This is a genomic window from Sulfitobacter noctilucicola (genome assembly GCF_000622385.1).
Lineage (GTDB): Bacteria > Pseudomonadota > Alphaproteobacteria > Rhodobacterales > Rhodobacteraceae > Sulfitobacter > Sulfitobacter noctilucicola.
The window spans coordinates 748,753-775,696 of record NZ_JASD01000008.1; the positions used below are offsets into that span (position 1 = coordinate 748,753).

General features: G+C 56.4%; 24 protein-coding genes and 1 tRNA gene. 16 read left to right on the plus strand and 9 right to left on the minus strand.

Annotated features, from left to right (window positions below; genetic code table 11):
• Nucleotides 1–133: 133 nt before the first annotated feature.
• From gltB to Z946_RS0107475, 5 genes are all read right to left on the minus strand, one after another.
• Nucleotides 134–4,663, minus strand: coding sequence for a glutamate synthase large subunit (gene gltB, locus Z946_RS0107455; RefSeq protein ID WP_025055100.1), 4,530 nt, complete (start codon nt 4,661–4,663; stop codon nt 134–136).
• A 5-nt stretch (nt 4,664–4,668) separates the two neighbouring features.
• Nucleotides 4,669–5,088 carry a GFA family protein gene (locus Z946_RS0107460; RefSeq protein WP_025055101.1) on the minus strand — a complete coding sequence of 140 codons (420 nt, stop codon included), beginning with the start codon at nt 5,086–5,088 and terminating at the stop codon, nt 4,669–4,671.
• A gap of 112 nt (nt 5,089–5,200) precedes the next feature.
• Complete coding sequence (locus Z946_RS0107465; RefSeq protein ID WP_025055102.1) at nt 5,201–6,634, minus strand: NAD(P)-dependent oxidoreductase; 1,434 nt, start codon at nt 6,632–6,634, stop codon at nt 5,201–5,203.
• A gap of 155 nt (nt 6,635–6,789) precedes the next feature.
• Complete coding sequence (locus Z946_RS0107470; protein ID WP_025055103.1) at nt 6,790–7,596, minus strand: undecaprenyl-diphosphate phosphatase; 807 nt, start codon at nt 7,594–7,596, stop codon at nt 6,790–6,792.
• Nucleotides 7,596–8,582 (minus strand): complex I NDUFA9 subunit family protein, encoded by a 987-nt coding sequence (locus tag Z946_RS0107475; RefSeq protein ID WP_025055104.1) that lies wholly within the window; start codon nt 8,580–8,582, stop codon nt 7,596–7,598. Before Z946_RS0107475 ends, Z946_RS0107470 begins: the two co-directional genes overlap by 1 nt.
• A 172-nt stretch (nt 8,583–8,754) precedes the next feature.
• Here Z946_RS0107475 and Z946_RS0107480 point away from each other — a divergent pair.
• The 9 genes from Z946_RS0107480 to Z946_RS0107520 all read left to right on the plus strand — a co-directional run bounded on the left by Z946_RS0107480 (nt 8,755) and on the right by Z946_RS0107520 (nt 18,148).
• Nucleotides 8,755–8,840 (plus strand) — tRNA-Leu (locus Z946_RS0107480).
• Between the two features lie 349 nt (nt 8,841–9,189).
• Nucleotides 9,190–10,431 carry a GAF domain-containing sensor histidine kinase gene (locus tag Z946_RS0107485; RefSeq protein ID WP_025055105.1) on the plus strand — a complete coding sequence of 414 codons (1,242 nt, stop codon included), beginning with the start codon at nt 9,190–9,192 and terminating at the stop codon, nt 10,429–10,431.
• A 510-nt stretch (nt 10,432–10,941) separates the two neighbouring features.
• The gene (locus Z946_RS0107490; protein ID WP_052836082.1) at nt 10,942–11,148 is read left to right on the plus strand and encodes a Flp family type IVb pilin; all 207 of its coding nucleotides are present in this window, start codon (nt 10,942–10,944) and stop codon (nt 11,146–11,148) included.
• An 83-nt stretch (nt 11,149–11,231) separates the two neighbouring features.
• Nucleotides 11,232–12,449 (plus strand): CpaE/TadZ family protein, encoded by a 1,218-nt coding sequence (locus Z946_RS0107495; protein ID WP_025055107.1) that lies wholly within the window; start codon nt 11,232–11,234, stop codon nt 12,447–12,449.
• Nucleotides 12,446–14,050, plus strand: coding sequence for a TadA family conjugal transfer-associated ATPase (locus tag Z946_RS0107500; RefSeq protein WP_025055108.1), 1,605 nt, complete (start codon nt 12,446–12,448; stop codon nt 14,048–14,050). Before Z946_RS0107495 ends, Z946_RS0107500 begins: the two co-directional genes overlap by 4 nt.
• Nucleotides 14,047–14,988 (plus strand): type II secretion system F family protein, encoded by a 942-nt coding sequence (locus Z946_RS20530; protein WP_025055109.1) that lies wholly within the window; start codon nt 14,047–14,049, stop codon nt 14,986–14,988. Before Z946_RS0107500 ends, Z946_RS20530 begins: the two co-directional genes overlap by 4 nt.
• A complete protein-coding gene (locus Z946_RS20535) occupies nt 14,981–15,952 on the plus strand; it encodes a type II secretion system F family protein (RefSeq protein ID WP_025055110.1) in 972 nt (323 codons plus the stop codon). The genes Z946_RS20530 and Z946_RS20535 overlap by 8 nt, the downstream gene beginning before the upstream one ends.
• A 5-nt stretch (nt 15,953–15,957) precedes the next feature.
• Nucleotides 15,958–16,389 (plus strand): TadE/TadG family type IV pilus assembly protein, encoded by a 432-nt coding sequence (locus Z946_RS0107515; protein ID WP_025055111.1) that lies wholly within the window; start codon nt 15,958–15,960, stop codon nt 16,387–16,389.
• Nucleotides 16,379–18,148, plus strand: coding sequence for a pilus assembly protein TadG-related protein (locus tag Z946_RS0107520; protein WP_025055112.1), 1,770 nt, complete (start codon nt 16,379–16,381; stop codon nt 18,146–18,148). The genes Z946_RS0107515 and Z946_RS0107520 overlap by 11 nt, the downstream gene beginning before the upstream one ends.
• A gap of 95 nt (nt 18,149–18,243) precedes the next feature.
• Here the strand turns inward: Z946_RS0107520 and Z946_RS21045 are convergent, their stop codons facing one another.
• A complete protein-coding gene (locus tag Z946_RS21045; protein ID WP_025055113.1) occupies nt 18,244–18,795 on the minus strand; it encodes a helix-turn-helix transcriptional regulator in 552 nt (183 codons plus the stop codon).
• A gap of 462 nt (nt 18,796–19,257) precedes the next feature.
• On the opposite strand from Z946_RS21045, the gene Z946_RS0107530 reads away from it, so the two are divergent.
• From Z946_RS0107530 to Z946_RS0107550, 5 genes are read left to right on the plus strand one after another with little or no spacing between them, the layout of a single operon-like run.
• The gene (locus Z946_RS0107530; protein WP_241461312.1) at nt 19,258–19,977 is read left to right on the plus strand and encodes a DUF2796 domain-containing protein; all 720 of its coding nucleotides are present in this window, start codon (nt 19,258–19,260) and stop codon (nt 19,975–19,977) included.
• Nucleotides 19,978–19,992: 15 nt separating this feature from the next.
• Nucleotides 19,993–20,694 (plus strand): ABC transporter ATP-binding protein, encoded by a 702-nt coding sequence (locus tag Z946_RS0107535; RefSeq protein WP_025055115.1) that lies wholly within the window; start codon nt 19,993–19,995, stop codon nt 20,692–20,694.
• The gene (locus tag Z946_RS0107540; RefSeq protein ID WP_025055116.1) at nt 20,691–21,941 is read left to right on the plus strand and encodes an ABC transporter permease; all 1,251 of its coding nucleotides are present in this window, start codon (nt 20,691–20,693) and stop codon (nt 21,939–21,941) included. The genes Z946_RS0107535 and Z946_RS0107540 overlap by 4 nt, the downstream gene beginning before the upstream one ends.
• A gap of 16 nt (nt 21,942–21,957) precedes the next feature.
• The gene (locus Z946_RS0107545) at nt 21,958–22,464 is read left to right on the plus strand and encodes a DUF3299 domain-containing protein (protein WP_025055117.1); all 507 of its coding nucleotides are present in this window, start codon (nt 21,958–21,960) and stop codon (nt 22,462–22,464) included.
• Nucleotides 22,461–22,958 (plus strand): DUF3299 domain-containing protein, encoded by a 498-nt coding sequence (locus tag Z946_RS0107550; RefSeq protein ID WP_311733098.1) that lies wholly within the window; start codon nt 22,461–22,463, stop codon nt 22,956–22,958. Before Z946_RS0107545 ends, Z946_RS0107550 begins: the two co-directional genes overlap by 4 nt.
• Nucleotides 22,959–23,039: 81 nt before the next feature.
• Here Z946_RS0107550 and Z946_RS0107555 read toward each other — a convergent pair whose 3' ends face one another.
• A complete protein-coding gene (locus tag Z946_RS0107555) occupies nt 23,040–23,885 on the minus strand; it encodes a universal stress protein (protein ID WP_025055119.1) in 846 nt (281 codons plus the stop codon).
• 132 nt (nt 23,886–24,017) lie between these two features.
• On the opposite strand from Z946_RS0107555, the gene Z946_RS0107560 reads away from it, so the two are divergent.
• Entirely contained in the window at nt 24,018–24,950 is a 933-nt protein-coding gene (locus Z946_RS0107560) for a DnaJ C-terminal domain-containing protein (protein WP_025055120.1), read from the plus strand.
• Nucleotides 24,951–24,954: 4 nt separating this feature from the next.
• Entirely contained in the window at nt 24,955–25,254 is a 300-nt protein-coding gene (locus Z946_RS0107565) for a chaperone modulator CbpM (RefSeq protein ID WP_025055121.1), read from the plus strand.
• Here Z946_RS0107565 and Z946_RS0107570 read toward each other — a convergent pair.
• Together Z946_RS0107570 and Z946_RS0107575 are read right to left on the minus strand one after the other, a co-directional pair.
• The gene (locus tag Z946_RS0107570; RefSeq protein ID WP_025055122.1) at nt 25,251–26,147 is read right to left on the minus strand and encodes a carbamate kinase; all 897 of its coding nucleotides are present in this window, start codon (nt 26,145–26,147) and stop codon (nt 25,251–25,253) included. The two genes, Z946_RS0107565 and Z946_RS0107570, sit on opposite strands and share 4 nt — an antisense overlap.
• A 128-nt stretch (nt 26,148–26,275) precedes the next feature.
• Nucleotides 26,276–26,935 carry a DUF2238 domain-containing protein gene (locus Z946_RS0107575; protein WP_037969106.1) on the minus strand — a complete coding sequence of 220 codons (660 nt, stop codon included), beginning with the start codon at nt 26,933–26,935 and terminating at the stop codon, nt 26,276–26,278.
• Nucleotides 26,936–26,944 lie beyond the last annotated feature (9 nt).

Genomic DNA, 26,944 nt, shown 5'->3' on the forward strand with positions numbered 1-26,944 from the left:
CGCCTGTTGAGCGGCCAGCAATCACGCAAGCACAACAAACTTGCCGATATCCAGATTGGATAATTATCAGTTAAGGCAACTGCACTGGTGTGCTTGATGCCTGACCCGCAGTATAGCGGATCAGGCCGGCAATTCATTCAGCTGGAACTGCCTTTTCGTCCATGCTCAAAGGTGCGGGCAGGTGCACCAACATCTCTTTCGGACAAATTTGCAGGAAGTTGTGCTTTTCGCTGTCCCAATGCTGCAAGATTTCCGCCGCTTTGCGGCTACCAGTCTCTGCGAGATGCCGCTCCATCAACTCTTCGAGTTGTCCCATCCAGTGGTCCACAGTGACCGGACAATGCACCAAAGTCTCATGGTTCATCAGGCTAGGAGCGGACCCATCAGGGTCATAAAGATAGGCCATACCACCCGTCATACCGGCACCAAAGTTCGCACCGATTTGCCCGAGGATCACTGCAACACCACCTGTCATATATTCACAACCGTTCGATCCGCAGCCCTCAATCACAACCTTTGCGCCAGAGTTGCGCACGGCAAACCGTTCGCCTGCACGCCCCGCTGCAAAGAGGTAGCCGTCGGTCGCACCGTAGAGGACCGTGTTCCCGATGATGGTATTCTCGGAGGCAACGATGCGGCTCGACATGGTTGGACGCACGACGATCGTGCCACCCGACAGGCCCTTGCCCACATAGTCATTCGCATCGCCGGCCACTTCGAGCTTTAGGCCCGGTGCCGCAAAGGCACCCAACGACTGACCCGCAGAACCGGTCAATTTTACCGTGAGATGATCAGGTTGCAGGTTGTTCCGCATGCCGAACTTCTTAACGATATGGCTGCTGACACGGGTGCCGACGGTCCGGTGCGTGTTTTGCACAGCGTATGACAGTTGCATCTTCTCGCCATCCTCAAGGAACCGCACCGCATCGCGCACGATCTGCGCATCCAGTGTATCAGGCACCGCATTGCGTGGCTTGTCGCGATCATAGACATTCTCGTGCGCACCATCGACCGCGATCAACAGCGGGTTCAGGTCAAGATCATCCAAGTGCGCCGAACCACGTGAAACCTGCGTCAGCAAATCGGCGCGCCCAATCACATCGTCCAGTGATTTGGCACCGATGCTTGCCAGAATTTCACGCACTTCCGTGGCATAGAAGGTAATCAGGTTCACAACCTTATCTGCATTCCCAGTGAACTTGTCGCGCAGGGCTTCGTCCTGCGTACAGACACCGACAGGGCAGGTGTTGCTCTGGCACTGGCGCACCATGATACAACCCATCGCGATCAGCGCCGCGGTGCCGATGCCGTATTCCTCGGCACCCAGCATCGCTGCCATGACAATATCACGACCCGTGCGCAAACCACCGTCGGTGCGCAAGGTCACGCGATCCCGCAGGTTGTTCATGCTCAGCACCTGATGCGCTTCGGTCAGGCCCATTTCCCACGGCAGACCGGCGTACTTGATCGAGGTTGCAGGGCTGGCACCTGTACCGCCGTTGTGCCCCGAGATCAGGATCACATCCGCCTTGGCCTTGGCCACACCGGCGGCAATTGTACCTACACCGCTGGACGCCACCAATTTCACTGTCACTTTACAGCGCGGATTGATCTGCTTGAGATCATAGATCAGCTGCGCAAGGTCTTCGATGGAATAGATATCGTGGTGCGGCGGTGGTGAAATCAACGTCACACCTTTGGTCGAATGCCGCAGCCGCGCGATCAGGTCGGTGACCTTCATCCCCGGCAACTGACCACCCTCGCCGGGCTTGGCACCCTGCGCGACCTTGATCTCCAACTCTTCACACTGGTTCAGGTATTCCGCTGTCACACCGAAACGGCCCGACGCAACCTGCTTGATTTTCGCCGACGGGTTATCGCCATTCGGCTCCGGCACAAAATGTGCTGGATCTTCGCCACCCTCGCCGGAATCCGATTTCGCGCCAATCCGGTTCATCGCCACATTCAAAGTCTTATGCGCCTCAGGGCTCAATGCGCCCAACGACATGCCCGGTGTCACGAAACGCTTACGGATTGAGGTGATACTTTCCACCTCTTCCAGTCCGATCGCTTCGCCCAACGGCTTGATGTCCAGCAAGTCACGCAGATGGATCGGCGGATTGCTTTGCATCTTCTTCGAATACTGCTGCCACATCTGATATGAGGCTCTGTTACAGGCCATTTGCAGCAAATGCATGGAGGACGCCTCCCAAGCATGTGTCTCACCGGACGTCCGCGCTTTGTAGAAACCGCCGATGGGCAACACAGTGCCGTCACCCTGCCAACCTCTGTTGTGAATTTCCTCGGCCTTGCGCTGGATACCAGTCACACCGATACCTGAAATCCGGCTGGTCATACCGGGGAAGTACTCGGCGCACATCGCACGGCTCAGACCCACAGCTTCGAAATTCAGACCACCGCGATAGGAGGACACAACGCTGATCCCCATCTTCGCCATGATCTTCAAAAGACCCTGATCAATTGCCTCGCGGTAGCGGTGCATTGCCCCTGTTAGGGTCTGATCCAGCAATCCACGCTCGATCCGGTCGTTCAATGAATCTTCGGCCAGATAGGCGTTCACCACGGTCGCGCCACAGCCGATTAGCACTGCGAAATAATGCGGATCGACACATTCAGCGGAGCGGACGTTCAAGGATGTGAAAGTGCGCAGGCCCTTGCGGATCAGATGGCTGTGGACCGCAGATGTCGCGAGGATCATCGGCATCGCGACTTTGCCCTCACCGCTCATCTGGTCGGTTAGTACGATGTGACCTGAGCCGGAGCGCACCGCATCCTCGGCCTCTGCACGAATTCTTTTCAGCGCCGCATCAAGGCTCGCACCCGGTGCAAATGTACAGTCAATCGTCACCATGTCGGCGTTGAAGTGCTTGAACAACTCTTCAAACTGGGCATTGCCGACAAACGGCGTATCCAGCACCAGAATTTCTGTCTGGCTGCTATCCTCGTCCAGCACGTTCTTGAGGTTGCCGAACCGTGTCTTAAGGCTCATCACGCGGAATTCGCGCAATGAATCAATCGGTGGGTTGGTTACCTGCGAGAAATTCTGGCGGAAGAAGTGGCTGAGAGGCCGGTACTGCTTGGACAGCACGGCAGACGGCGTATCGTCACCCATGGAGGCCAACGTTTCTTTGGCATCCTCGGCCATCGGCACCAGAATCTGTTCCAGCTCTTCGATGGAATACCCTGCTGCAACCTGCCTGCGGCGCAGTTCCGCACCGGTAAACAGCGGCTTTTCGCTCACCTTGCTCAGTGGCTCGTCCAGCTCGACAATCTTGCTGACCCATTCACCGAAAGGCAGTGCTTCGCTTAGCTTGTTCTTGATCTTGGTGTCGTTGAAGAGCTTACCCTTCTTCATGTCCACCGCAATCATCTGACCGGGGCCAAGCGCGCCTTTGGAGACGACATTCGCCTCGTCCAGGGGCACCATGCCCGCCTCGGAACCGGCGATCAGCATACCGTCGCCTGTTACAACGTAGCGCATCGGGCGCAGGCCGTTGCGATCAAGGCCGGCACAAACCCAGCGGCCATCTGTCATCGCCAACGCAGCAGGTCCGTCCCAAGGCTCCATCACGGAGTTGGAATAGGAATACATGTCGCGCCACGCTTGTGGCAGCTCAACCGCCTGCTTGGACCAAGATTCCGGCACAAGCATGGTTTTTGCCATCGGCGCGGAACGTCCGGCGCGCACGAGAACCTCAAAAACAGAGTCTAATGCAGCAGAATCAGAAGACCCCGCAGGCACAATCGGTTTGATGTCTTCGGCCATTTCCTCGAACGCGGAGGATGCCATGCGGATCTCATGGCTTTTCATCCAGTTCAGGTTGCCCTTGAGCGTGTTAATCTCGCCGTTGTGCGCCAACATGCGGAACGGCTGTGCAAGCCACCACTGCGGGAAGGTGTTTGTCGAATAGCGCTGGTGATAAATCGCAAAGGCGCTCTCGAAACGCTCGTCCATCAGATCGGGATAGAATTCGGCCACCTGTTCGGCCAGCATCATGCCCTTGTAGATGATCGACCGGCAGGACATCGACGCGATGTACATCTGCGGCACCTGAGCTGCGATGGCTGCCTTCTCAATCCGGCGACGGATCACGTAAAGCTCGCGCTCAAAGACGTCCTCATCCACACCTTTTGAGTTCGAGATCAGAATTTGCTCGATCTCAGGACGGGTCGCGTTCGCCTTTTCGCCCAGGCAGTCGATGTTCACGGGCACATGGCGCCAGCCGTAGATGTAATAGCCCATGCGCAGGACTTCGGTTTCGACGATGGTCCGGCATGTCTCTTGTGCGCCAAAGTTGGTCCGCGGCAGGAAGACCTGACCAACCGCAATCAACTCGTCTTCGTGGGGCTTGTGACCGGTGCGGCGCACCTGATCGTAAAAGAACGGCACAGGGATTTGCACGTGAATGCCCGCGCCATCGCCGGTCATGCCGTCGGCATCCACCGCCCCACGGTGCCAAATGGCTTTCAGCGCCTTGATCCCGTTCTCGACCACTGATCGGGTGCGCGACCCGTCGATGTTCACAACCAAACCGACACCGCAGGAAGAATGCTCTTCTTCTTCGGAATAGAGACCCTTTTCGGCCATCATCGCCCGCTTGGCTTCTTCGCGTGCGACCCATGCGTCATCATACTTAGTCATTGGGCTTACTCCTCATCCGGCGCAAACAGCGCGATTGTCTCTTGTGTCGTCAATTTCTTGTGCGTCCCGGCAAAGGAATATCCTGTCGGGCATTGATCCGCGAAAAACTCTGCCGTCATCGTACCGCCGCCTGCATTTGCGAACAAACCTGCCGCCAGGTTGCGCACGCCATCATGGTTTGTCTCGTACCACAGCGTTGATCCGCAGATTTCGCAGAACCCGCGTCCGGCCCACTCTGACGACTTGTAGGCCTTGGCCGGTCCGGTAACTGTGATGCTGTCCGCCAGAGTCTCGATCGAGAAGAAGGCACCTGACGTGTGCTTACGGCACATGTCGCAATGGCAGGCCCGCAGTTTGGGGGCATCCACTGACGCAGTCACCTGAACCGCGCCGCACAAACACTGGCCGCTGATTGGTTCAGACATTTTTCATTCTTCCGGTCATACGGGTCAGCTTTCTTTACCCAATCTTCTGATCGAACGTGCAGGCTCGAAGTGCACCCTTGTAAGCCTGTGACGCTTTGCGAGTTTCGAGGGCCTACTCGGCCGCCAATACCGTCTTGGCGTCCATTTTTGCCAAAATAGCCTCGGCGCAATCGCGTCCGTCTTTAATTGCCCAGACGACCAAGGACGCACCGCGCACGATATCACCAACGGCGTAAACACCCTCAAGCGCCGTTGCACCCGTGACATATTCCGTTGTGATCGTACCCCAGCGTGTCACTGGCAGATCTGCTTCACCCCAGAGGGTTGGCAGGTCTTCCGGCTCAAACCCCAGCGCCATGATGACCAGATCGGCGTCTTCGACGTAATCCGCACCCTCAATCACCTCTGGTGCCTGACGCCCTGTTGCATCCGGTGCGCCCAAACGCATCTTTTGCACCATCACGCCGGTGACGGGATCACCGACAAACCCTTTGGGCGCGGTCAGCCATTCGAACTGAACGCCCTCTTCTTCGGCATTAGCCACTTCACGTTGGCTGCCCGGCATATTCGCACGGTCACGGCGGTAGAGACACTTAACGCTTTCGGCACCCTGACGGATAGAAGTGCGTACACAGTCCATTGCCGTGTCGCCCCCACCGATAACCACGACACGTTTGCCTTTGGCATCCATGCGGCCAGAATCAAATTCCTCGACGGCGTCACCAAAGCTCTTGCGATTGCTTGCCGTCAGAAAATCAATCGCACGCTCTAATCCATGAACCCCGACACCGGGGGCCTGAATCTCGCGTGTTTTGTAGACACCCGTGGCGATGATGACAGCATCATGCTTGGCGCGGATGTCGGCAAAACTGATATCAACACCAACATCGCAGTTAAGCTCGAACGTCACGCCGCCCTGCTCAAGCTGTTCGTTGCGCCGCATCACGACATCTTTCTCAAGCTTGAAGCCCGGAATGCCGTAGGTCAGAAGCCCGCCGGCACGGTCGTAGCGGTCATATATGGTGACCTGCACACCCTGCCTGCGCAGCACATCCGCCGCCGCCAGACCACCAGGCCCGGCACCAATAATTCCGACACTTTCGGTACGTTCCGCGTGTGGTTTAATGGGCTGAACCCAGCCTTCTTCCCACGCGGTGTCGGTAATGTACTTCTCGACCGACCCGATGGTGACCGTCCCATGACCGGACTGCTCAATCACGCAGTTGCCTTCACAAAGGCGGTCTTGCGGGCAAATACGTCCGCAGATCTCGGGAAACGTGTTTGTCGCTTGCGAGACTTCGTAGGCTTCCTGCAAACGCCCTTCAGCTGTCAAACGCAGCCAATCGGGAATGTTGTTGTGCAGGGGGCAATGGCTCTGGCAATACGGTACGCCACACTGGCTACAGCGACTGGACTGTTCTTTAGCCTTCGCATCCGCATACTCGGCGTAGATCTCTTTGAAGTCTGTGCGACGCAGATCAGGTGGCCGCTTCTCCGGCATATCCCGCTCGACATTCACAAATTTTAACATCGGTTGCTTCGCCATGATCTTTCCTTAGCTGTCGCTGCCAGTCCCTCCTCGTATCCGAGCGCAAAATGGAATAAAAGACAGCAATGCTGACCTATATACGGAAAAATCTCGATTTTGGAATAGAAACCTCAACGTTGCGGGGAAATTAAGGTCCGTTTCGGACCTTGTCGTCAATAACCAGCTGTCAGCGCAATAATCGCAGCACCGCCAACAAGGATTCTCCACCATCCGAACAGAGCGTACCCATGCCTGCTGACATATCCCAGCAACCACTTCACAACGAGAACCGCAGCTATGAAAGCGAACACAAAGCCAACCGCAATTTCATTCAGGGCAGCCGCATCAAGAACATCGCGGTTCTTGTAGAGATCATAGGTGAATGCGCCCGCCATCGTCGGCATCGATAGAAAGAACGAAAACTCTGCGGCAGCTCGCTTGCTTGCCCCCAAAAGCAACGCCCCCACGATAGTGGATCCGGACCGCGAGGTGCCGGGTATCATCGCGAGACACTGAATAAACCCGATTTTCAACGCCATCAGTAACGGGAACGCCATCGCATCATCATGCGTCGGCTCAGGCGCTATCCGCTCAACCAGCAACAGGATCACGCCCCCCACAACCAGCATCACAGCGATGAGCATGGGTGTCTCGAACAAGACCGTTTTGATAAATCCATGCGCCAACACGCCGATGACAGCAGCAGGCAGAAAAGCAATCAGGATAGAAAGAATAAACCGACGTGCCTGCGGATCATGGGGGGCGGCCCTGAAAACCGAAATCAACCTGCCCGCGTAAATCGTCAGGATCGCCAACACCGCGCCCAACTGGATCACCACCTCAAACGCACGGCCCGCACTTTCAAACCCGAGGAAATGTCCCGCCAACAAAAGATGGCCAGTCGAAGAAACGGGAATGAACTCGGTCAGGCCTTCAAGCAGCCCAAGAAACGCCGCTACGAGTGTTGTTGATGGCTCCATCAGTTATTGCGGAGGTTTTGCGCCGATGTTTTGATCGCGTCGTACTGGCCCGATGGCCGGAAGCGCCACAAATAGTCCGCCAGAACCGATTCCATCGCGACAGGCTGGATACCCAGATCGGCAAAACCCATTGCCCCGTCTGCAACTACGTTGTCATTGGATAGGTTCTTTAGCTGGTCACGGGTCAACATATTATTTGTCAAAAGACCGAATGTGACCGCCTGTAGCATGTCAAAACTGAACGCCATGATCCCCGCAATCCACTTGGGAAGGTTCAGGATCAAGCGACGACGATGAACGACGTTCAGCATACGCTCCATCAGTCCACGGAACGTATCAGTCTCGGGGCCGCCCAGCTCGTAAATGCCGCCGGGTGCTGCACCGGTCACCCCCATAACGGCGGCACGTGCGATATCATCCACATAAACCGGCTGGAATAGTGTATCGCCGCCCGCCACAGGCAAAACGGGGCTCATCCGCGTCATACCCGCAAATCTGTTAAAGAACTGGTCCTCAGGTCCAAAAACGATTGAAGGCCGCAGGATCATCGCCTGAGGCATATGCTTGAGCACACCAGCCTCGCCTTCGCCCTTGCTGGCTGCGTAATCGCTAGAAGATTCCATGTCAGCACCAATGGCAGAGACATGAACCATCTGTGTGACACCGTTTTCCGCAGCAAGGCGTGCGATCCGTTCAGGTCCTTCTGCCTGAACCGCATCAAAACGGTTCTTGCCATTTTCCACCAGAATACCAACGCAGTTCACAACCGCATCCGCACCCACCATCGCGGCACGCACAGAATCGTCATCGCGGATATTGCACAAAATCGGTTCGACCTGCCCGACAACGCCATACGGCTTAACGAATAGCGCCTCGTTAGGACGCCGGACAGCAACCCGTACGCGCCAGCCCGCCTTGGCCATACGCCTTACAATGTAGCGCCCGACAAAGCCTGAACCGCCATAGACCGTTACCAGTTTGGACATGGATACTCTCCCGTTTGGGGCCGTGTTTCAGTCATTGATGTACCCGCCTGAAAAGACCCGGACAAGCGGCAATTGGTTAAAACGGTCTGATGCCGTGATAAACTGGTAAATTGACCAAGTTTCCAATTGACACTACCCACCCCGCCCCTTAGGAGACGCCATCACGTGACCTGCCCAGGTGGCGGAATGGTAGACGCGCTAGCTTCAGGTGCTAGTACTGGCAACGGTGTGGAGGTTCGAGTCCTCTCCTGGGCACCACTTTTCCGGAACAACATACTGATTAGTATTGGCTTTCTAGCGTAGCCAGCCAAGGCGTCGTTCATATAAAACTCCAATTCATAACGGCAAACCATCCGCAAAGGCGGGACGCGTTACTTCATTAGAGAGCCCCGAAGAACCTGCGGCGAATGCGAGAGCGACCGAAGTGTTAGCCTCGCTGGTGGCGTTTTGGTTGCATCTAAGGTCCAAGGATGCCGATCTGCCCGGAACCTGCTGGAGTCTTGCCTATGCGCGCGATGTCCAACTATTATAACGCGCAGGATACGCTCTATATTCTTTGCAGAACAAACCCGCGTCCCAGTGTGGGACCAGGCGTGAGGAAATCTGAATGAACGATCTGGCCGAGCGACAAGCGACTATACAAGATCACGCTGCCTTTTTGGAAGGAACGCACAAGTTCCAGAGTGATATTGAAATGCTGGCTGATAGTGCCTTGATCGGCACAATTCTAGAAACGGTCATGCTGGCTACGAATATGCGATTTGCCGCTGTCGCGCGGGTGACTGAAGATCATTGGGTCGCATGCCGCACCGTGGACGAAGTCAACTTCGGTTTGCATCCGGGCGACGAGATTGAAATCCAGTCGACCTTCTGCCAATCCGTCCGAGACACTTCAAACAAAGTCATTTTCAACGACACGGCGACCGATGATGTCTACCGAGATCATCCGATTGCGGCCAAGTTCGGCATTGTGAGTTACGCCTCGATCCCGATTCATCGCAGTGACGGGACGTTCTTTGGCACGCTTTGCGCAATCGACCCGGAGCCGCGCGATGTGAAACATCCGCGTTCAATAGCAATGCTGGAGATGTTCGCCGATATTATTGGTCAAAGTCTGGAAACAGAAGAGCGCCTGGAAGCGCATGAAGACATGATCGCGCACGAGCGAAAGTTAAGTCGCATACAAGAGGAGTTCGTCGCAGTTCTGGGGCACGACCTGCGCAATCCAGTCGCCGCACTTGATGCCGGTTTCAGACAGCTGAGCACCGAGCCGATGACAGAAAAGGCGCAGAACATTCTTCCGATGATGCGATCGTCCCTGCGCCGGATGAACGATCTCATCGAAAACATCATGCTGCATGCCAAGGCGCGCTTGGGCGGCGGCATTCGTATCTCTGCCCAGTCCGATGCCCCACTGACCGAGGCCATAACGCAGGTCGTCGAAGAGACGCGCGCTGCAACTCCTGAGCATGAGATCGAACTTGATCTGAATTTCGACCGACCGGTGAGTTGCGATGCACCGCGCGTCGCACAAGCGATTTCAAACCTTCTATCGAATGCCGTTCGTTACAGCACGCCGGGCACGCCAATCCGCGTTCAAGGGCTTATCAATAAAGACGGCATTGAAATCAGCGTCGCAAATAAAGGTCCCGCCGTGCCTGAAGAATTGCGGCAAGACTTGTTCAACCCATTCCGGCGCGGTGTTCACGCGGCAGGAGAAGGGCTTGGCCTTGGGCTCTACATCGTGTCGTCCATCGCCACAGCGCATAATGGTCGGACCGAGGTCGTGAGCGAACGCGATATGACGACATTCAGCTTCAAAATACCCCTGCTGCCGATCTCTCAGTAAAACGGTTATGGAGGAAGCTCTGTTGAGCTAGAAGGCCGCTGTTTCCGCGCACCCGTCTTCGCCGTCATTGTTAGACCAGCCGCGGTTTTTTCAACCAACGGCAACGCTCTGTCCAAACCACCGACAGCGGGGTCCAACCGCGACAGTTTCCAGCACTCAGAAGCGATTCTAAAGTCGCCTGTTTCCTTTTTCGAACCCCTTCGATTCTGCTGCTAAATTCCCAAATATTGACCGCCAGCACCGAAACCGGCGGTTGCTTTTCGGCGGCGCTAAAGGTCGAAAAAGCAGTTTGACGCAAGCTGCCACAGAACCGCCACATGACCTTCGGGGGCTCGCCACAAAGCGGGCTGAAAGCCGTACGACCTTGGTATGATACACCTGCATCCTTAGGTGGCACGTGCTTCGGTACGACCGACGGCGGATATCTAAATCGCTAAAATCAGATCAGTTTCGATTTCATCCCGGGTCATTTCCGACCCATTCAACAGTACTTGAAAGCGAGACCACGAAATGACCAACATCATCACATCCATCCAGACATTTGCCCGCAAATTCAAAAACGACGAAAGCGGTGCAACTGCGATTGAATACGCCCTGATGGCGGCTTTGATTGGTGGTGCCATTATCGGCACAGTGACGCTGCTTGGGGAAGACACGAACTCTTCTTACAACGAAATCAGGACAACGTTGAACGGCGAAACATCCAGCGGCAGCTAACTCGGGATCAAGCGTGCACCGCCCGCAAGGCGGTGTGCGCCCCTTCGCTATTTTCCGCTGCCCTTCAATCAAGGATCCTCCAAATGCCGTTCGACGCAAAACCTGTCCGCGAAGTTACCCGGATTGCCGCCTATGTCTGCACCGATCAGGGTGCCACTGTGGCGCGAAGTGTGGTGGAGCGGAACGGTGGCAACTCCAACCTGTTGCACGGTGGAGGGTTAAGCGGTGCAGGCCGGATGAGCGAGAGCTTGCCCGATGTCGACATCGTCCTGACCGAAATTGGCAATATCCCTGTCGAGATGGCCTGCGAATGTGTCTCGGAGATCTGCCGTACCGGTGCCGACGTGATTGTACTGGGCGAGCAGACTGATATCGGGACCTACCGCGCGTTGTTAAAGTCCGGCGCGCTTGAATACTTTGCCTTTCCCGTCACCGCCGATGACATACTATCAGTAGAGCGTGAGGCCCCCCGCCAGCCAAACCCGATCGAAGCAGCGCCGCCACAACCTGTGACGCTTAGCCCAGTTGTTGCGGTCGCCGGTTGCACGGGCGGTGTCGGCGCCAGTCTGTTGGCCCAGAACCTATCCTTTCATGCTGGTGGCACGAAGGGGAACACCAATCGTACTGCTCTGCTCGATGCTGATCTACACTTCGGCTCTCAAGCGATTGATCTGGACCGCGATGAAACGGTCGGATTGTTCGAAGCTTTAAAAGCACCGGACCGCGTTGATACGACCTTTCTCAACGCCACAATGGATCACGTGAGCGATCACTTTTCGATGTATTCCCACCAAGCACGCGCTGGTCAGAATGTGTTATCTTACGAGAGTGGACTGTCGCGTATTCTACCAGCATTGCGCACGGAATTTGATGCGGTGGTCATTGATTTGCCCCGCACCCTCATGATGCAGGAAATCGAGCTGACAGCCCAGATAGACACGCTTGTTCTTGTGATCCCCGCAGGGTTCTCCGGCGTCACCACTGCGACCCGCGTCATCGAACGGCTCTCGGGCGAGCATCCTGACCTTCGCATCGTTCCGGTGTTATCCGAGGTTCGCAAGGATGCCGGTCTTTCCCACAAAGACGTTGCCGCGACCATAGGTCTGCCAATTGCGGTGACGCTGCCCGAGTGTGGCAAAGCGCTGTTGCGTGCTCATCGTGCGGCACGCCCGCTTATCGAAAGCCAGCCCAAAGGCGCATATGCCAGCGCCGTCCGCAAAATCTGGACCACCGCGATGGAGACCACCTCCACCCCCGAGAAGCCAACGCGCAAATCTCTGATCAAAAGAGTGTTCGGATGACATTACATGTCTCTCAGCCGTCATTGCGCGACACACTGGAGCAGGTTCTTGCTATCGCAGAGCAGATAGATGCCGAGGGTCTTTCTCCGGCGGAACGCGCAAATGTTGCCGTGACCTTTGTCGTGGAAAGTTCGGAGGCAATTTGGCCGCTGGCCTTGCAGCGTCAGATCTTGTCTGATGCGGTTGCAGCCCTTGAAGGGAACAACCAGAGCACCGCGGCACCTAACGCACATACACCAGTTGAGGTGCAAACCGCCCCCCGTCTGGCCCAAGCGCCGCAACCCGATGCTCAGACCATCGCGCGCCCCTCGGTCGTAAATACTGCTGGCAGCTCATCCGAGATGATGACGCTGTCGAGTGATATGATCCGCGCCTTGTCCGAGATCCTCGACTTCTCGGAGCTTACCGGATTGCCCCGCGCCGATCAGGAACGGTCTATCCACGATAGTATCCGCAAGCTGTCGGAAGACCGCAAAATGCATCTGAACGGACAGGAGGTGTCCGATCTGGTGCGTGTGGTCCTGGCAGACATGCTGGGTCTTGGCCCGCTTGAGGCCCTGCTGGCCGATGACCGCGTTACCGACATCATGGTAAACGGACCGCATCAGGTTTACGTCGAACGGTCCGGCAAGCTTGAACTGACCTCCATCCGGTTTCGCGACAACGCGCATGTTTTTGCCGTCGCAAGCCGCATCGTCGCCGCTGTCGGTCGTCGTATTGATGAATCCCAACCAATGGTTGACGCCCGCCTCGAAGATGGCAGCCGCGTCAACGTGGCAGTACCGCCACTTGCCATCGACGGGCCGACAATCACCATCCGCAAATTCCCAACCAACCCGATCAATCTGGATAGCCTTGTCGAAGGCGGCAGCATGACGGCGCAGATGGCGTCCTTTCTGGAACTTGCAGCCTTTTTGCGCCTCAACGTGCTGGTATCCGGCGGTACGGGATCCGGTAAAACCACTTTGATGAACGCGATGTCGCAGTTCATTCCCGAAGGTGAGCGTCTGGTGACAATCGAGGATGCCGCCGAACTACGTTTTCAGCAACCGCATGTCGTCCGCTTTGAAACCCGCCCGTCGAACGTTGAGGGGACTGGCGAAGTGACAATGCGGACGCTGGTCCGCAACGCGTTGCGGATGCGGCCGGACCGGATCATCATCGGCGAAATTCGCGGCGATGAAGTGCTCGATCTGTTGCAGGCCATGAACACCGGCCATGACGGCTCCATGAGCACCCTGCACGCCAACTCTCCCCGCGAGGCGCTGACGCGGGTAGAAAGCATGGCCGCGCTTGCGGGCTTTGCACCCGGCGCCGGTGTTGTGCGCCGTCAGCTGACCGACGCGGTGCATCTGATCGTACAGGTATCCCGCATGCGCGACGGCAAACGCCGTATTACATCAATATCGGAAATCGCAGGTTTGGAAGGTGACGCGATCACCTTGCAAGAACTGTTCGCGTTCCACACTGATCCGTCCAGCACCCGAACCGCCGTCAGGGGTGAATTCCGTTACTCCGGTTTCCAACCGAAATTTGCGACGCGGGCCGCAGAATATGGCGTCGGGGATGAACTTGCATCAATACTCGGAGGCAGATCATGAGCTTGAGCGTCGCCCTCTTTTTGGTTGGCCTGTTTGTTTTCGTCGGATTGGTGTTGGCTCTGCTCGTTCTGGCGGACCGCAAGCGCCGCCGCCATCAGGACAGGTTGCGCCGCGTGCGGACACAGAGTGTCGAAACACCGGTAAAGGCCCGTGAAAAAAGTGCCAAGGCCAAGGACGACAAACACAGCTTTTCTATCGCTATCGAGCGTGAACTGGCCCAGACCAACCTGCGCACCAGCGTAGCGGAGCTTCTTGTGCAGGTATCACTGGGGATCTTGGGGCTTTACGCTCTGTCGGTTCTGTTGCTTGGGCTGCACCCGCTCTTGGCCCTGCCGATTGCTGTCGGTCTGCCTGTCACGATCACGCTGCTTTGGCTGCGCATGGCAAAGGCACGCTACCGCACCGACTTTACGGCTGATTTGCCTGAAGCGCTTGATGTGTTTGCCAGAGGATTACGCGCGGGGCGGCCAGTGTCGGATTCTCTGTCAATTGTCGTGGATAATGCGACCGGTCCGGTTCATCGTGAGTTCTCCCGCTGCCATGATGAAATCCGAATGGGAACAAGCCTTCCTGACAGCCTTGGCCGGTTGGAGCTGCGCATCCCGACGCCCGAAGTCAGCTTTTTCTCGGTCGCAACATCGCTTCAGTCTGAAACCGGCGGCAATCTGATCGAGACAATGGAAGGCCTTGCCGGGCAGCTGAGAGAGCGTCGCAAGTTGAAAAAGAAAGCCCGTGCATTGACGTCCGAGGCACGCGCAAGTGCCATGATCCTTGCCGCCCTCCCTTTCGCTGTGATGCTGACTATCGGCCTTTTGAACGGGTCTTACCTTACCCCGCTTTATTCCGACCTGCGCGGGCAGATCATGGCAGCCGTAGCGCTTGTAAGCATCGGGTTGGGTGTTCTCATGATGATGAAGATGGGCAAGCTCGATGTCTGATAACGTCATGCAATATGTCACCTGGCTGGCCTTTGCCGGTCTTGCCCTCACCATGCTCGGGATGGCGGCACTTGTGCGTTTCGAGAGCCAGCGCATGCAACAAACCAAGCGTCTTGCGCGGGCAACAGGCTCTGCACCGCTGCGCAGTGCCTCGACACAAGGCCGGCAGGGCAGTAGCCTCTCTCATCTGATAGCGCAGTTACGCCATCTGGTTGTGCAGGTAGGAGAACGGTTTTCCGTTGTTCTTGGGGGTGAAGCCCGCGAGACGGCAGCAGAGCTTTCTTCGGCCGGATACCGCAGCCGCGATGCCCTGTTGATCTATGCCTTCCTCAAGACCGTGCTGCCGCTTGCCGCTGTGGTGACCGGCATCCCATGGGTGTTGATGAACTACCCGTTCGGCATCGACATGATGATGCCTGCCGGTGCCGTCATTGCAGTTGCGCTGACCATTTCAAAGGGTGTTGATTTTCAGGTCTCCCAAAATCGCAAAACCCGCCTTGCCAACATACGGCGCGGTTTTCCCGATATGCTCGAACTGCTCGTCATCGCGTCGGAGGCGGGTCTTGGCCCGCAGCCCGCTTTGCAACGCGTCGCCACCGAGCTTGCCTCGACCAGTCCAGAGCTTGCGCAGGAAATCCGTCAGATGGTTGCAGAGATGCGGATGACCAACGACCGCCGCAACGCCTATGACAAATTGAACATCCGCGCGCCTTTGCCTGAAATCGGCGTGTTTACACAAACACTCGATCAATCAGACACCTACGGCACGCCGTTTTCCCGCGCCATGCGCACACTGATCGCCGAGCAGCGCTCCAACCGTCTGATGGCGGTGGAAGAGCAAGCAGCAAGGTTGCCCGTCATCATGACCCTGCCGCTGATCTTCTTCATCATGCCTGCTGTATTTGTAGTGCTGATCGGTCCCGCTGTGCTGAGCGTCTTCGACAACATCATTTCCGGAGGATGAGCCAAATGCGAACCCCGTTGATCGACCGCCTGAACTTTTTCCGCCGCAACGAATCCGGTGCAGTAGCCGTCGAGTTTGCCCTGATTGCGCCGCTGCTATTTGGTCTTTTGTTCGGCATCATCACTTTGGGCTATTTCATCGGTATCAACCATTCTGTGAACCAGCTTGCCGCGGGTGCTGCCCGCGCCTCTGTCACCGGATTGAACCAGACAGAGCGATCAGCGCTCGCCAACAACTATTTGTCAGAGGCAGGCAGCAGATATCCGTTGCTCACGCCCGCGTCAGTCAGCCCAACTGTCGTTTTCGAGGGGGGCAACCCCGAAGGCATTACGGTGACAGTGGCCTATGCGGTTGACGGGTCTATGCTCGGGATCGCCAACAACCTTCTTGGGCTCGACATCACTAGCATCAACGGAAGCGCCTACCTTGCGTATTGAATGGCTCATCCGTTTCAAGCGCGCCGAAGACGGTGCCGTCGCGATTATCGTGTCGCTGTTGCTGGTTGTCCTGATGGGTTTTGTCGCACTGGGCGTCGATACCGCGTCGCTTTACCGCGAACGGGCGCAGTTGCAGTCGGTCAGTGATCTGGCAGCCATAAGCGCCGTTGCCTTACCTGACGATGCGAATGCACGTGCGCTGCATACAATGGGTCGAAATTCGAAAGCACCCGGCGCGCTGGACGAATTGCAAACAGGACGGTTTCTGCGCAACCCCGCGATCCCGCCCGAAGACCGGTTTACACCACTGGCCGCAGGTGACCGCAAAACGAATGCCGTGCGCGTTGTCCTGCAAGATGACGCGCCATTGCACTTCGCCAAGATATTCACGGATGACACTCACATCACTCTCGACCGGACCGCGCTTGCCTCGCGTACTGGTGCTGTGAGCTTCTCGCTGGATAGCCACCTTGTGCGACTGGGCGGCGCGTCCTTGAACGATGCGCTGCAACAGCGGTTCGGCGCAGGCGCGAATATATCAATCGGGAACATGCAACTTCTTGCTGACGCAGACATCGATTTAGGATCCCTGCTGGAAGCGTTGGACAGTCGCATCGGGGGAGGTTCGCTCAACCCCGCCGAAATCCTGAATGCCACAACAACCGCCGGCGACATCATTGCATCGTTGCAATCCGTCCTGACCGGTCCGCTTGCCAACAGCCTAAGCGGTCTTGCCGGTGCCGCAGGATCAGCAACATTTGACGTGTCATCCTTGGTCGGAGGGATCGACACAGAGCTTGGACTGACTGCTACCGAATTCCTTGCCGACATCGAGGTATCAGCGCTGGACGTCATCAAAGCTCTGGTCGCTGCTGAAACCACAGCGAATGGAACAACGCTGGACACTGCGGTGAGCGTTCCTGGTGTACTGTCCGCAACAGCAAACCTTGTAGCCGGAGAACCGCCCGCCAGATCGGGCTGGGTCGCGCTGGGCGAAGAGGACGTTCAGTTGCACCGCGCGGCGATACGCTTGGAGTCAGAGATCGAAGTAGAACCTGATCTTTTGGGCCCGCTTGGTGTCGGCATCGAGGTCGCGTCGCTGCATGTCCCCATCTACACCGAACTGGCGGGGTCAACTGCCACGCTGGATCGGATGGCGTGTCACATCACCTCGCCCCAAGGTATCGCGGCGTCGTTTGAAACGTCACCGACACCCCTGCATCCCATGAACGGCACTTCGGTTGCTGCGCTCTATCTTGGTACGCTTCCCGAAGGCACCGGTCCTGTCGACCCCGCGACGCTGGCATTTGCCGACCTCCTGACCGTCTCTATTTCAGTCAAGGTGCCGCCGCTTATTGACCTAACCATTCCCGGTGTTGTCATTCAGGCACGATCCTACGTCGCCGTCGGCCAGTCCCAGCAAGAAACGCTCAGCTTCACTCATACAGAGGTCGCGGATGGCAACATCACAAAGCACTTCGGGTCCGGTGAGCTTTTGTCCACAGCGGTGACGAGCCTTCTATCCTCAGACAGAACCGAGCTGCGGGTAAAGCCGCAGCAGGCGGGACTGATCGCAGGGCTGGCTGCGCCGGTTGTTGAGAACCTATTGACGATCCTGCCCGCAAAACTGCTGTCCGGTCTCGCGACACCCGTCGATGCAGTGCTGGATGGTACTCTCTCAACGATCGGTGTGAACCTCGGCGAGGGTGAACTGACCCTGACCGGACACCACTGCGAACCTATAAGGCTGGTGCGATGATGAGGATGCAGTCACTCAACCGGATGCCGATGCATCCGAACGCAAAACAACCGACCCCTTCGGACCGGTTGTATGAACTGAATTTCTTGGATCGCTTAGCCGGCAGATTGGGACCGGCCCACAAGAGGCAAGACCTTGCGTGTCATCACCTGAACTTTCGTAACTTTCGGTTCATGGGCCATGCCGCAAACCTCATCGGTAACAAAACCAATCAACTGATAACGCGTCTCAAGACCCGATTTTTGATAGATACGGCTAAGCTGCGATTTGACTGTTGCGATAGCACTGCCGCGCATTTCGGCAATTTCGCTATTGGAAAAACCCTTAACCACAAAAATTGCCACATCCGCTTCAGCTTGGGACAGACCCCAATCAGAGGCATAGCGCAAAATGACCGTTTCTTTAGCAGCAGGTTCACCAGCACCGGGGGCCAGTTTCTCTTTCCGCTGCCAATCCATATATGAGCTTAGCTGCTTGAAACTGATATAGGCAACCGCTGCGGTAAAACCGAAGAACAGGGCAAACATCCCCGATACAGTCGCAAAATCCATACTTACCCCCGGCAGGGCAATCGTCAAAACGATGTATGTCTTCAGTGCAGCGATCGCTGTGACGATAATACTTCCGGAAACCCAGATGCGTGCCATGAAACCATTCCTATTCAACGCAAATTCTACGAGTCTCATTTTTGAGAAGAAATGTGTCAGAATTTCGGCAGATGTAGGGTTTGTCAGACAGGTCAGTGTCAACTAAGCCGAACAATTGCGGAATATGGAGGCTTATAACCGTCCCGCCCGCGCCGCAGTTTTCAGCGCATCCCTCAGAAATCCTTTAGAATTAAACTATATTACGAGATCGAGAAGGATCGGCACACTACTTGGCCAGACAGTGCTATAATCAAAGCCAAATAGCTAAAATATATTTTACAACAAACCGAAGGGTTATCGGCATGGAATACATAGCCTGCCAGATGGACGACCTAAGGTTGCGCAAAGCAATGCCTATCTTTGAAACCGGCTGCGATTTAACTGGCAGCGATCGAGCGCGATTCTGTTTTTCGGCCTAAAATCGCTTGGCCGTGGTGACAGAGGCTTGGATATCCCTCGTGAATGCGGCACGTTTCCGTTGAGACATTCGCCCTCTCTTTTGCCAAGTCCAATCCGTTGACCACGGCAAAGCGTGCACAACTGAACCGTCAATCCGCCCCAGAAGGAATTACTGAAATGTTGAAATTCACGCCTGTCGCCCTCCTCATCCTTACCGCCAGTCATGTATCTGCCGAAGAGACGCGGCAGGAAGGTTCCCACGAGCATGGCGTTGGAGAGTTGAACATAGCGTTCGAAGGGAACGAGATCGGGATCGAACTTCACGCACCGGGGGCGGATATCGTCGGGTTCGAGTACGTGGCAACAAGTGACGAAGACCGTTCAAAAGTAAGTGCTGCTGTCGCGACCCTTGCGCGTCCCTTGGATCTGTTTGCCCTGCCAGCTGAAGCTGGTTGCACCGTTGTAACTGCAACCGCATCTTTGGAAGCCGAACATGATGAAGATGACCACGAAGAACACGCGCACCATGACGAACATGAAGACCATGATCACGGCGAAGAAGATCATGCAGAGCACGAAAACGAAGAGAGCCACGCCGAGTTCCACGCGGCCTACACCCTGTCCTGCGCATACCCTGCCGAAGTCACAAAGATTGATTTCGTTTATTTCGACACCTTCCCGAACGCATTGGAGCTTGAGGTGCAGGTGATTTCAGACCGGGGTGCTTCTATGTTCGAGGTTGAGCGGGACGTGCCGACACTTGATCTGCGCAACATGTTCTAAAGGTTCTAGCGGTTCATGCCTGACATTGATCCAATCCTTGCGCTGAGGGATGTAAAATTCTCCTGGCCGGGCCGCGCGTCCTTTGGGCTCGACCTTCCCGAGTTCACACTGGACCGGTCCGAAAGTGTTCTGCTTCTGGGAGAAAGCGGGTCAGGGAAATCGACGCTTCTGTCGCTGATCTGCGGGACAATCACACCACAGAGCGGCACCGTTCATCTTTCAGGCACCGACATCGCAAGCCTATCAGCAGGAAAGCGCGACCGGTTTCGCGCGGAGCAGATCGGATTGATCTTTCAACAGTTCAATCTGCTGCCCTACGCAAGTGTTCTGGACAACATCCTGCTTCCGCTGCGGTTTGCGCCAGAACGCCGCGCGCGAGCCGATCCGGTCACCGATACCGCCAAGGCGCTTTGTCTGAATTTGGGACTGCCCGAAGACGCGATAAACGCTAAAGCCGGAACGCTGAGCGTTGGTCAACAGCAACGTGTCGCCGCTGCACGCGCATTAATTGGTGCGCCCCCGCTTATCATCGCAGATGAGCCCACATCAGCGCTGGATGCCGCGACGCAAGCGACCTTCCTTAACCTTTTGTTCGCGCAGGCACGCGCATCTGGATCGACACTCCTTATGGTCAGCCACGACGCCCGCCTGTCGGATCACTTTGATCGGGTCATTCACATGTCGGACATTTCCAGATCAGCGATGGCTCACGCATGATCATGCGGCTGGCATTGGCGTCCCTGATGGCGCGGGCTTTGACGGTTGGCATGACAGTGCTCGCCATCGCGCTATCGGTCGCGCTCTTTCTGGGAGTAGAGAAGGTTCGCACCGGGGCAAAGGCAAGCTTCGCTGACACGATCTCCGGAACAGACCTTATTATCGGTGCGCGGTCAGGCTCTGTGCAGTTGCTGCTTTATTCCGTGTTTCGCATCGGGAATGCGACCAACAACCTGACTTGGGAAAGCTATCAGGACATCGCGGCACGGCCCGAGGTGGATTGGATCGTACCGATTTCGCTTGGGGACAGTCATCGCCAGTTTCGAGTGATGGGAACCACCACCGCTTTCTTTGACCGCTACAAATACCGCGCGGGCCAGTCCTTGGCTGTAAGGGATGGCGCGATCATGGCTGACCTTTTTGACACTGTGATTGGCGCGGATGTGGCGAAAGCGTTGAACTACAAGGTTGGTGACCCCATCGTGGTGGCCCACGGGCTCGCATCCTTTATCGAACATGAGGATCAGCCGTTTCGCGTATCGGGCATTCTGGAAAAGACGGGTACGCCTGTGGACCGCACCGTGATTGTCAGCCTCGAAGCGATCGAGGCGATCCATGTGGACTGGCAGCGAGGGGCAAAGGTGCCGGGGCAATCCACCCCTACAGATGTGATCCGGAACATGGAGTTGGAGCCCAAGGCAGTGACCGCCGCGCTGGTCGGTGTCAAAAGCCGCTTGCAGGTGTTCGGCCTGCAGCGCGCAATCAACGAATATCCCGCCGAGCCACTGCTCGCGATCCTGCCCGGCGTGGCACTTCAGGAGTTGTGGCAGATCGTCGGTATCGCTGAAACGGCGCTGGTTGCCGTATCCACAATGGTCGTCGTCACGGCATTGATCGGCATGATGGCCACGATCTTTTCCAGCCTCAATGAACGCCGCCGAGAGATGGCGATCTTTCGTGCGATGGGCGCGCGTCCGCGGGTGATCCTGAGCCTTCTGGTACTTGAAGCCGCTCTAATGGCAGCAGTCGGTGCCGTGCTTGGCCTTGGCCTGCTTTATGGCGGATTGGTCGTGGCCCAGCCGCTTGTCGATGCTGCCTTCGGTCTGTGGCTCCCGATTGAGCCGCCTTCCTTACGAGAGCTATGGGTTATTCTGGCCGTCATTGCTGCTGGCGCAATCGTGAGCATGGTGCCGGCCTTCCGCGCCTACCGCATGTCTCTTGCGGATGGTATGATGGTCCGGATTTAGCAGAGGGTTTGACACGATGAAAATATCCCGCCGCCAGCTTATAGCCTGTGCCGCCGCCAGCGCAGCGCTGCCCCGTTCTGTTCTTGCTGCAACGCCCCGCGTTATCGGATGGGAAGACTTGATACCGCCCGGCGTGCCCTATGCAGAAATCATCGGCCAAGGCGAAATTGATGCGATCAAGGATACATGGCTTCCCGAATTCGACGAAAACGCGACGAAGCTGAACCAAGAACTGCACGGAGCTTACATCAAGATGCCCGGCTATGTTCTGCCACTGGATATGTCTACGGCTGGCGTTACCAGCTTTATCATGGTGCCTTATGTTGGGGCTTGTATTCACACACCTCCGCCACCTGCCAACCAACTTGTTTTCGTCGACAGCAAAAAACCGTGGCCCAGCGACAAACTATGGGATCCGGTTTGGGTCACAGGACGGATGCGCCACGAGTTGCAATCCACAACCATTGCCGACATCGGATACGCCCTGACTGCGGACCGCATTGAGGTCTACGAATGGGAATGACAAACTTGAACCGCCGCAGCATTCTGGCCGCTTTGGGTGCCCTGTCGGTCTGTCCTTCAGCCGCGCTTGCCAAAGACTATATCGATCTGGATTGGGCGGACCTTGTTCCGGACGGGCAACAGGTAATCCCGCCGGTGATCCAAGGGCTGATTGACCATGATGGCCCTGCCCTTTCGAGCCAGCAGCCCGCATCGCAAGGGGTGAGGACAGATTGGAACGGAAAGGTCGTGCGTCTTCCCGGATACGTGGTGCCGATTGATTACTCCGGCACGGGCATCACTGCCTTTATCCTTGTACCGTTCGTCGGGGCATGCGTGCACGTTCCGCCACCTCCCGCAAACCAGTTGGTGTTTGTCACGACCGGTGTTCCCTACGAAGGGTCCGGCATGTTCGAGGCGGTTAATGTCATAGGTATGTTTGGTACTGCGTCGACCTCCACCCAACTTGCAGACATCGCATATGCGCTTTCAGCGGATCATATCGAACCGTTTTAACGCGTGTGTTTCGCGTGGGGGTGCCCGCTGCCGGTCTGGCGGCAACGGGCGAACACGCGACGTCCATGAGGTAAACCCAGCCTAATGGGCAAACAAAACAGGTTGTTCTTTCTGGTCCATCATAGTGCGGGTTGTTCCGCCCAAAACGGTCTGGATCATTCGGGCATGGCCGTAGGCACCCATCACCACCAGACCGGAGCCGTTTTCCTGCGCGCGGTCCAGAATGCATTGGCCCACATCACGTCCGCCGCTTGGAAATTGCGACACGGTCACATGACAACCATGGTGGCTAAGCCAAGCGGCAACATCGGCACCGGGTTCCGGTCCATCCCGATCTGTCATGGCAACAGGATCGATGCAGGCGATAACCACTTCGCTGGCTTCTTTCAGATACGGCAATGCGGCATGTACCGCACTTGCAGCAGCAGAACTGCTGTCCCAGGCAATCATCACGCGATCGACCTTCTCCGCCGCAGCACCATTCATCCGGAAAGCGATCGGTGAGTGGAAGAGAATACCTGACGCCGCTTCGCGCAGAAAATCGGGCATCTCACGCAGGCTTGGCGCAAAGAATGCCTCATCACTCACACGGGCATATTGGGCCACGACATGTTTGACATCCAAAGTCGCGCACATTGTTGACTGGACATCACCCGATACATTGCTTGCTGCCAACAGCTTTTCAACGGCCTGCACTCGATTAGTTTGTGCAACTTGCGCATCGGCTACGGTTTCCGTCCAGTTGTCGGGAATGTTCATGCCCCCATAGGGCGGAACCCCGTAGGCGTACATCGGCAACATCGGGGCCGCGCCAAGCATGAGACACATCAGATGCGCGTCCGTAGTGGCCGCAGCTTCGGCCGCTTGGGATATCTGATCGTCCGGAGTTTCAGGGGTTATTACATACAGAATCGTGCGGCGTTTCATTGCAGTCTCCATCAGTCTTGATTTGGTCCCAGACTGACAGGATTATCACAGTGCAAAATGACAAAAATCAACCCGTACGAGTAAAGACGTGTCACCGTTCTGGAAAATCTGGATGTGTGGACCTTTGAAGCAATGGAATACAAGGATTACTACAAAGCGCTGGGCGTCGGACGGGATGCATCGGACGACGAGATCAAGAAAGCTTTTCGCAAGCTGGCGCGCAAGTATCACCCTGACATCAATCCTGGGACCGATGCAGAAGCAAAGTTCAAAGATGTAAACGAAGCTTACGAAGTTCTGAAGGATTCAGAGCGCCGTGCGGCCTATGACCAATTGGGAAAAGAACCGCCCCGCGGACAGCAGCAGGGCCAGTATCAGCCGCCTCCCGGCTGGGACGAGGGTTTTTCGTTTTCCGAAGGCGAGCCTCAGAGCGGCGAGGATTTTAGCGATTTTTTTGAAACATTGTTCCGGCAGCGGGCCGGCCCGTCAGGTGGCGGACACTTTGCCCAAGGTGCCGACAGCCATGCACGCATCGAAATCACCATTGAGGACGCTTACCGCGGGGCCGAACGCACGCTAAGCCTGCGCTCTCCGGTAGTGGGGCCGAATGGTTCCGTTACGATGCAGGACCGCAAGATTGCTGTCCACATCCCCAAGGGTGTCGCAGAAGGCCAGCACATAAGGCTTGCAGGACAGGGAACGCCCGGTGCCAAATCGGCGGGCGATCTGTTTTTGGAAGTCAGCTTTGCAGCGCACCCGATTTTTCGCGCCGATGGCAAGGATCTTTATCTGGATTTGCCGATTACCCCGTGGGAGGCCGCGCTTGGCGGACATGTCGTGATGCCAACACCCGGCGGCAAGGTTGACCTGCGCATTCCCAAGAACGCACGGTCGGGCCAGAAGATGCGCCTCAAGGGCAAGGGATTTCCGGGCACCCCTGCCGGAGACATCTATGCCACTCTGAGTATCGTGAATCCCAAGGTCGATACGGACGAAGCGCAAGCATTCTTTGAGCAGATGGCCGAAAAGATGCCGTTCAATCCACGTGCAAAGTTAGGAGGGTAGAAAGGTGAAACGAACAACAGTTCATAGTGATCTTGTCGAAGCGCTTAGCCTGCAGGATCTTTGTCGCTTTTGTCATGCCGATGAAGACTGGGTAATCGAACTGGTGGAGCATGGCGTGATCGAGCCGGTCGGAAGCAACAGCGGAAACTGGCGTTTCGTCGGCACCAGCATACTGCGGGCGAAAAAGGCCCGCCGGTTGAGCCGTGATCTGGGCGTCAACACTGCGGGTGTCGCACTTGTTCTGGACCTGATCGAGGAACGCGATTCAATGTTGCGGCGGCTGGCGCAGTATGAGGCCAGCTAGGGCTTTAAACCGATACGCGTGCCGGTCGTGCCATCAACAAGCTGCATACAATCACTAAGGCGGCCAATGGCGGCAAACCCGCCGGTGCCCAGCGCGAAATCACACGCGGCCTCGACCTTCGGCCCCATCGAACCCGCCGGAAACGACATCATTTCAAGCATATGCGGGGTAGCATATGGAATGATTGCCTGTTCCGGTGTGCCCCAGCCTTCAAAGACCCCCTCCACATCGGTGAGCATCAGAAACGCATCGGCATTCAGTTCACGCGCCAGCAAGCCGCTGGCATGATCCTTGTCGATCACGGCTTCGACGCCGATCATGCTGCCATCCGCTTTTTGTACAACCGGAATGCCGCCTCCGCCTGCGCAGATCACAATGACCTTCTGCGCCAGCAGCAATTCGATCACACCAAGTTCGAGAATGCGTTTTGGCCGTGGCGAAGGCACGGTACGCCGGAAATGCGCACCATCCTGACCGATGGTCCAGCCGCGCTCTTTGCCCAACTTCTCCGCATCCTCATGGCTATAGATCGGACCGATAAACTTGGTTGGTGCCTGAAACGCAGGATCATCCGGATCGACTTCGATCTGGGTCAGAAGCGTCGCATACTGTGCGTCCGGCATGTAAGCGTTGTCCAACTCCTGTTGCAGCACGTATCCGATCATGCCGTCAGTCTCGGCCCCGAGCACGTCCAGTGGAAACACCCCGCCTTGCAGCGCAAGGTATCCGACCTGCGGCCCGTTACCATGAGTAATGACAACCTCATGCCCTGCTTCGAGCAAAGCAGCGAGAGACCCTGCAGCGATGCGGATGCTTTCTCGCTGCCCCTCCGCAGTCAGAGGTTCACCACGTTTCGACAAGGCATTTCCGCCCAAGGCAACAACGATACGCATCCGGGTTCCTGTTTTTTTCGGCAAATCTGATCGTCGCAAAGCTCTATTGTATCATCACGACAGGCTTCAGTATGGCAGATGCCCATTGGCAGCTATTGAGATCGCTCAATTCGCGCGTCCGGCCCACGCTATTTTTTGAGCCGGTGCCTGTATTTCTGATACAGCCTTTGATTTCGCGCAATGAATTGGGAAAGCGCATGCCCAAGGAAACCTGCAGCATTGTCCTTCACGTAGAAATACCCGGTCACACTCGCAATAAGCCCCCCCATCGCGTCCACGATCAGGTCTCCCATCGTATCATCCAACCCGGATTTTTGCATGTTCAGCCCGAATGCATTGTCCATGCCGTACTCGAACACTTCCCAACTGGCACCCACGGTGATCGCCAAGCAGAAAGTGATAAAGGCAATGGCAGATGGCGGCGCGGCAAAGCGGTCGCCCTCAAACAGCATAAAGACAAACAGAAACCCCGTTAGCCCAAACCCCACTGCCGATAGGCCGTGCAAGGCGAGATCCCACCACCAGAGCCGTTCATAAAAATCAAAGGCTTCGCCCAGAAAGATGGAAGCGAAAAAGAAGATGGTGGTGAACAGCAGAAAGGGCAATGGTAAAGACAGAGACCAGCGCGCGGCCAGCAGTGGCGGCAACAAGGAGAGCGCCAGTGTAGCAAAACTAACGAAAGCCAGCGACCAGCGGGCAAACCCCAGCGCAATCACGGCAGCCAGCAAAAGCATCGCCCAGATTACAAGTATGATGCGACCGTATTGTTTGATCAGGTTTTGATACATTGACGCGGT

Coding starts and splice junctions, on each gene's coding strand:
- Z946_RS20530 (WP_025055109.1), top strand. CDS start 14,047: ATGAGCTTGAGCGTCGCCCTCTTTTTGGTTGGCCTGTTTGTTTTCGTC.
- Z946_RS0107560 (WP_025055120.1), top strand. CDS start 24,018: ATGGAATACAAGGATTACTACAAAGCGCTGGGCGTCGGACGGGATGCA.
- Z946_RS0107465 (WP_025055102.1), bottom strand. CDS start 6,634: ATGGCGAAGCAACCGATGTTAAAATTTGTGAATGTCGAGCGGGATATG.
- Z946_RS0107555 (WP_025055119.1), bottom strand. CDS start 23,885: ATGAAACGCCGCACGATTCTGTATGTAATAACCCCTGAAACTCCGGAC.
- Z946_RS0107470 (WP_025055103.1), bottom strand. CDS start 7,596: ATGGAGCCATCAACAACACTCGTAGCGGCGTTTCTTGGGCTGCTTGAA.
- Z946_RS0107575 (WP_037969106.1), bottom strand. CDS start 26,935: ATGTATCAAAACCTGATCAAACAATACGGTCGCATCATACTTGTAATC.
- Z946_RS0107460 (WP_025055101.1), bottom strand. CDS start 5,088: ATGTCTGAACCAATCAGCGGCCAGTGTTTGTGCGGCGCGGTTCAGGTG.
- Z946_RS0107530 (WP_241461312.1), top strand. CDS start 19,258: ATGCGGCACGTTTCCGTTGAGACATTCGCCCTCTCTTTTGCCAAGTCC.
- gltB (WP_025055100.1), bottom strand. CDS start 4,663: ATGACTAAGTATGATGACGCATGGGTCGCACGCGAAGAAGCCAAGCGG.
- Z946_RS0107475 (WP_025055104.1), bottom strand. CDS start 8,582: ATGTCCAAACTGGTAACGGTCTATGGCGGTTCAGGCTTTGTCGGGCGC.
- Z946_RS0107490 (WP_052836082.1), top strand. CDS start 10,942: ATGACCAACATCATCACATCCATCCAGACATTTGCCCGCAAATTCAAA.
- Z946_RS0107570 (WP_025055122.1), bottom strand. CDS start 26,147: ATGCGTATCGTTGTTGCCTTGGGCGGAAATGCCTTGTCGAAACGTGGT.
- Z946_RS0107515 (WP_025055111.1), top strand. CDS start 15,958: ATGCGAACCCCGTTGATCGACCGCCTGAACTTTTTCCGCCGCAACGAA.
- Z946_RS0107540 (WP_025055116.1), top strand. CDS start 20,691: ATGATCATGCGGCTGGCATTGGCGTCCCTGATGGCGCGGGCTTTGACG.
- Z946_RS0107500 (WP_025055108.1), top strand. CDS start 12,446: ATGACATTACATGTCTCTCAGCCGTCATTGCGCGACACACTGGAGCAG.
- Z946_RS0107485 (WP_025055105.1), top strand. CDS start 9,190: ATGAACGATCTGGCCGAGCGACAAGCGACTATACAAGATCACGCTGCC.
- Z946_RS0107550 (WP_311733098.1), top strand. CDS start 22,461: ATGACAAACTTGAACCGCCGCAGCATTCTGGCCGCTTTGGGTGCCCTG.
- Z946_RS0107545 (WP_025055117.1), top strand. CDS start 21,958: ATGAAAATATCCCGCCGCCAGCTTATAGCCTGTGCCGCCGCCAGCGCA.
- Z946_RS21045 (WP_025055113.1), bottom strand. CDS start 18,795: ATGGCACGCATCTGGGTTTCCGGAAGTATTATCGTCACAGCGATCGCT.
- Z946_RS20535 (WP_025055110.1), top strand. CDS start 14,981: ATGTCTGATAACGTCATGCAATATGTCACCTGGCTGGCCTTTGCCGGT.
- Z946_RS0107535 (WP_025055115.1), top strand. CDS start 19,993: ATGCCTGACATTGATCCAATCCTTGCGCTGAGGGATGTAAAATTCTCC.
- Z946_RS0107495 (WP_025055107.1), top strand. CDS start 11,232: ATGCCGTTCGACGCAAAACCTGTCCGCGAAGTTACCCGGATTGCCGCC.